Origin of the sequence: Cellulomonas sp. APG4 (assembly GCF_009996735.1) — a bacterium.
In the GTDB taxonomy this organism is placed as follows: domain Bacteria; phylum Actinomycetota; class Actinomycetes; order Actinomycetales; family Cellulomonadaceae; genus Actinotalea.
Genome location: NZ_JAACYI010000045.1, coordinates 1 through 4,897 on the forward strand (window position 1 = coordinate 1; position 4,897 = coordinate 4,897).

The following is a 4,897-nucleotide window of genomic DNA, read 5'->3' on the forward strand; positions in this document are numbered from 1 at the left end:
CAGGTAGGCCTTGTGCTCGGCCGGCGGGTCCACGTGGACCACGAGCTCGACGTCGTCGTGGCGGCCGCGGTCGTGGGGCCGGGTCGTCCGCGGGCGCATCGGCGGCGGGCGAGTCCCGCGCCGCCGGGCGCACGCCCGACCGCAGCGCGCACGGGACGTCGTCGTCGCACGTGCGTCCGTCGACGCAGGGTCGGGGCGCCGTCGAGATGTCGCGCGGCGGGGGCCGCCGCCGTGGCCGCTGACGCCCGGGGTATGCCCGTGCGTCGCGGGCTCGCGCGGCTGCTGCTGCGTCTGACGGGCTGGCGCAGCGTCGGCGACCTGCCGCGCTCGGGTGTCTTCATCGGCGCACCGCACACGTCCAACTGGGACTTCGTGCTGACCGTCCTGGTGCTGTGGGACCACGAGGTGCACCCGCGCGTGCTGGTCAAGCGCGAGCTGTTCTGGTGGCCGCTCGGGCCCCTGCTGGGCGCCCTGGGCGCCGTGCCCACCGAGCGCGGCGTGGGCGGCGGCCTCGTCGAGCGGCTCACGACCGCGGCCCGCGAGGACCCGGCCTTCGCGCTCGTGATCGCGCCCGACGGGACCCGCACGCGCACCGACCACTGGAAGTCGGGCTTCTACCGGATCGCGCTCGCGACCGGGCTGCCCGTGACCCTCGGGTTCATCGACGGCCCGACGCGCACCACGGGCGTGGGGCCCACGCTGTCGATGACGGGGGACGTGCGCGCCGACATGGACCGCATCCGCGCGTTCTACGCCGACAAGCGTGGCGTGCGCCCCGGTCGCGGGAGCACGCCGCGGCTGCGCGAGGAGGACTGAGCGGGGATCAGCCCACGCCCAGGGGCGCGCTCGGCACGACGTCGGGCACCTCGGGGCCGCCGTCGGCGACCAGCGGGGTCGCGTCCCCGGCAGGCACCGCACGGCCGTAGAGCCAGCCCTGCGCGTGCGTGCAGCCCAGCCGCCGCAGGTGGGCGTGCTGCTCGGGGGTCTCGACGTGCTCGGCCACCACCTCGAGGTCGAGCGCACGCCCCATGCCGACGATCACGCGCACCAGCTCGGTGGTCTGCTCGACCACGCCGAGCTCGGCCACGAACGCGCCGTCGATCTTGAGCGCGTCCACGGGGAACCCCCGCAGCGCCGCGAGCGACGAGTGGCCGGTGCCGAAGTCGTCGATGTGCAGGCGCAGACCCTCGGCCTTGAGCCGCCCCATGATCTCGAGCGCGGCCGACGTCTCGGTCATCACCACGGACTCGGTGATCTCGAGCACGAGCGACGACGCCGGCACGGCGTGCCGCGCGAGGGCCGTGGTGACCGAGCCCACGAGCCGCTCGGACCAGAACTCGCGGTGCGCGAGGTTGACCGACACGCGAACCCAGCGACCGGTCTCGGCGTACCAGGCGGCGACCTGCCGGCACACCTCGTCCCGCACCCACTCGCCGAGCGCGACGATCGTCGCGTCGCCCTCCATCCCGAGCAGGAACGCGTGCGGCTGGAGCAGGCCGCGCTCGGGGTGCTCCCAGCGCACGAGGGCCTCGAAGTGGGGCTCGCGCGAGCCGTCGAGCGCGACGATCGGCTGGTAGTGCACCACGAACTGGCGCTCCTCGAGCGCAGCGCGCACCTCGGACCGCGTGCGCAGGCGCCCCGCCGCACGCGTGTGCATCATCTGGTCGAACACGCTCGCCGTGCCGCGCTCGCTCTCCTTCGCGTGGTACATCGCGATGTCCGCGTCGCGCAGCACGTCCTCCGGGTCGTCGTACCCCGTGGTCGACGTCGCGATCCCCACGCTCGCGGTGACCGACACCTCGTCGTCCCCCAGGCGCACCGGGCGGGCGACCTCGTGCTGGATGCGCTCGGCGATCACGAGCAGCTCCTCGGGCACCGGGTCGGCCAGCAGCACCGCGAACTCGTCGCCGCCGAACCGCGCGGCGGTGTCCGTGGTGCGCAGCACGGTGCGCAGGCGGTGCCCGACCTCGCGGAGCAGCTCGTCACCACGCAGGTGCCCGAGCGAGTCGTTGACGAGCTTGAACCCGTCGAGGTCGAGGAACACCACCGCGAAGCCGGCGTCGGGGCGCCGGTGCGCGCGGTCGAGCGCGCCGCCGAGGCGCTCGAGGAAGAGCCGCCGGTTGGGCAGCCCGGTCACGGCGTCGTACATCGCGGCCTGGCGGAGCTGCTGCTCGAGCACCTTGCGGTGGTGCACGTCCGAGAGCGAGCCGACGACGCGCACCACCCGACCCTCGCCGTCGGGCATGCCGAGGCCGCGCGAGAGCACCCAGCGCCAGCCGGCGTCCTCGTCGCCCACGCGGTACTCGACCTCGACGGGCTCGTCGGCGCTGCGTGCCGCGCGGGACATCGCCCGGCGGACGTCGGGCAGGTCGGCCGGGTGGATGCGCGCGTTCCAGGCGGCGGTGTCGAGCCGGCCCTCGGGAGCGAGGCCGAGGAGCTCGCGGCAGCGCGGTGACATGTACACCGAGCGGTCCGTGCTCTCGACCTCCCACAGGCCGTCGTTGGCGGCGCGGGCGGCGTGCGCGTACCGCTGCTCGCTGGTCCGCACGGCCTCCTGGAGCGCCTCCTGCTCGAGGGCGGCGCACAGCGTCGCGCCCCAGTCGCGGTACGTCTCGCGCGTCGTGTGGACGTCGACCTCGCCCACCAGGGCGAGCAGGCCCCAGTCGTGCTCGGTGCTGCGGACGGGGCTGACGAAGCACACCTCGCCGTCCTGGGGGCGCACGTCGGCCAGCAGGTCGGTCGGCGGGAACTCGCCCACCTCGATCTCCTCGCCCGCCTCGTGCCGTCGCGCCGCGTCACCGTGCACGCCGACCACGCGCAGCGAGGTCCGCGAGCCGGGTCGCCACAGCGCGAGCACCGCCGAGCGCACGTGCGTCCCGGCGAGCCACGCGAGCCCGCGCACCTGCGGTCCCGGCAGCCTCAGCAGCTCGGCCCGCACCTGGCCGTGCTCGACGACGGCGTCCTCGCGCCTGCGGCCCTGGCCCAGCTCGACCCAGGCGCGCAGCTCCCAGACGGCCGCCGCGAGCCGCGTCGCGATCGCGAGGTCGGTCCGCCCCACCCCACGCGTCGCGAGGACGCGCTGGAGGTACTCCGTCACCGCGACCACCAGGCGGTGCGCGGTGTCGGGCTCGTCCGTGACGCGCTGGAGCCACCGCACGAGCGCGACGACGTCCTCGTCGGGCACCGCGTCGGTGCGTCGCAGGAGTCCGTCGACGCGGTCGACGACCCGTTCGACGAGTCCCGCGTGCAGCGCGCCGTGGGCACGGTCGTCGAGCATGGTGTGCAGCACCTCGGAGAGCTCCTCGCGGCTCGGCCCGAGGCCCGACGAGCGCACGCGCGGTCGCGCGTCGACGTCGATGAGGTCCCCCCGGCACCCGCACGACCCGCGGGGCAGCACCGTCGTGAGCGACGCCCGGTGCTCGGTCGCGGGGACGTCCTCGCCGTCCGCGAGCCGCAGCGCGAGGCGAGCCGCGAGGGTCCCGACGGCGTCGAACCGCTGGTGGACGGTCGAGATGCTGGGCGCGCCCACGCGGGACGCCTCGATGTCGTCGAAGCCGATCACGGCGACGTCCTGCGGCACGCGCAGCCCGGCGCGGCGCAGCCCGCGCACGAACCCGAGCGCGTTCTGGTCGTTGGCGGCGATCACCGCGGTGGGCGGCTGCCAGACGTCCTCGAGCAGCGCCGCGGCCTCCTCGCCGTGGCTCTCGGACCAGCCGCGGCTCGGCAGGTGCAGGGCCACCGGGTCGCCGCCGTCCGCGCGCAGCAGCTCGGCCCACGTGGCGTGGCGCTCGCGGAAGTCGTGCAGGTCGAGCGAGCCGAGGAAGCCGATCCGCTCGTGGCCGTGCGCGCGCAGGTGCTCGTACGCAGCCCGTACGCCGCCGCGGTTGTCCGGCGTGACGACCGGCGCCTCGATGCCTGCCATGCGGTCGCTCGCGAGCACCACCGGGACGCCGTGGCGCTGGAGCCGTTCGAGCAGGGGGCGCGTCGCGGCAGGGGCGACCGAGACCACGGCGTCGGCGTGCGCCATCGCCACGGGCAGGTCGATCTCGGCCGGGCTGAGCCTGTCGGGCGCGTCGTCGGGCTCGACCGCCTGCACGACGACGCAGCGGCCGCCCTCGGCCTGGACGGTGCGGACCAGCCCGGCCAGCAGCTCGCCCGCGAAGAAGCCCCCCGTGTGCCGGGTCAGGACGACCACGGTCCGGGCTCGTGACACGGCACCTCCGTCGTCGGGCGCCGCCGGGCGGCGTCGCATGGCCCTCAGTGCATCGGCACGCAGGCGCCGGACCTGAGTCCCACGGGCTGTACCGGTCGCGCTTCACCCGTCCGTGGCGCGTCCGCCGTGCGGCGCGGCGGGCTCGGCAGGACAGGGTCGGCCGGGGTCAGCCTGGCAGCAGGACCACGACGGGCTCGGTCGTGGGCTGTGCCGAGCCGCCGTCGGGCTCGAGCGAGAGCGCGAGGCCGTCGCCCGGGCGGTAGTCCTCGGCGACCAGGCGCTGGCCGTCGTCGAGCAGGCCCGCCGGGACGGGCGTGCCGTCCCGCATCGCCCAGAGCTGGTAGACCGTGCCCGCAGCCGGCTCGGGGAGGTCCTCGACCAGCAGGGCGGCCTGCGCGGAGCCCAGCAGGGCGACGGCCGAGCCGCCACCCGTGACGTCGTCGCGGACCACGGTCGTCGCCGGGTCGGTGAGCAGGCGCGCGACCACCTCGGCCTCCTCCGCGACGGCCTCGGCCCGCACGGCGCGCTCGTGCTGCTGCCACGCGACCACCGAGGGCTCGCCCGGGCGGTAGTCCTCGGCGACCAGGCGCTGGCCGTCGTCGAGCAGGCCCGCCGGGACGGGCGTGCCGTCCCGCATCGCCCAGAGCTGGTAGACCGTGCCCGCAGCCGGCTCGGGGAGGTCCT

General features: G+C 75.9%; 3 protein-coding genes. 1 reads left to right on the forward strand and 2 read right to left on the reverse strand.

Annotated elements, in window-relative coordinates:
- Positions 1-252: 252 nt before the first annotated feature.
- Positions 253-816 (forward strand): 1-acyl-sn-glycerol-3-phosphate acyltransferase, encoded by a 564-nt coding sequence (locus tag GXB85_RS17705; protein WP_161918987.1) that lies wholly within the window; start codon positions 253-255, stop codon positions 814-816.
- A 7-nt stretch (positions 817-823) separates the two neighbouring features.
- Here GXB85_RS17705 and GXB85_RS17710 read toward each other — a convergent pair whose 3' ends face one another.
- On the reverse strand, positions 824-4,213 hold the full coding sequence (locus GXB85_RS17710; RefSeq protein ID WP_161918988.1) for an EAL domain-containing protein: 3,390 nt from the start codon (positions 4,211-4,213) through the stop codon (positions 824-826).
- Positions 4,214-4,379: 166 nt separating this feature from the next.
- Positions 4,380-4,897 (reverse strand): anti-sigma factor (locus GXB85_RS17715; RefSeq protein WP_161918989.1); only part of this gene is annotated, 518 nt, incomplete at its 5' end.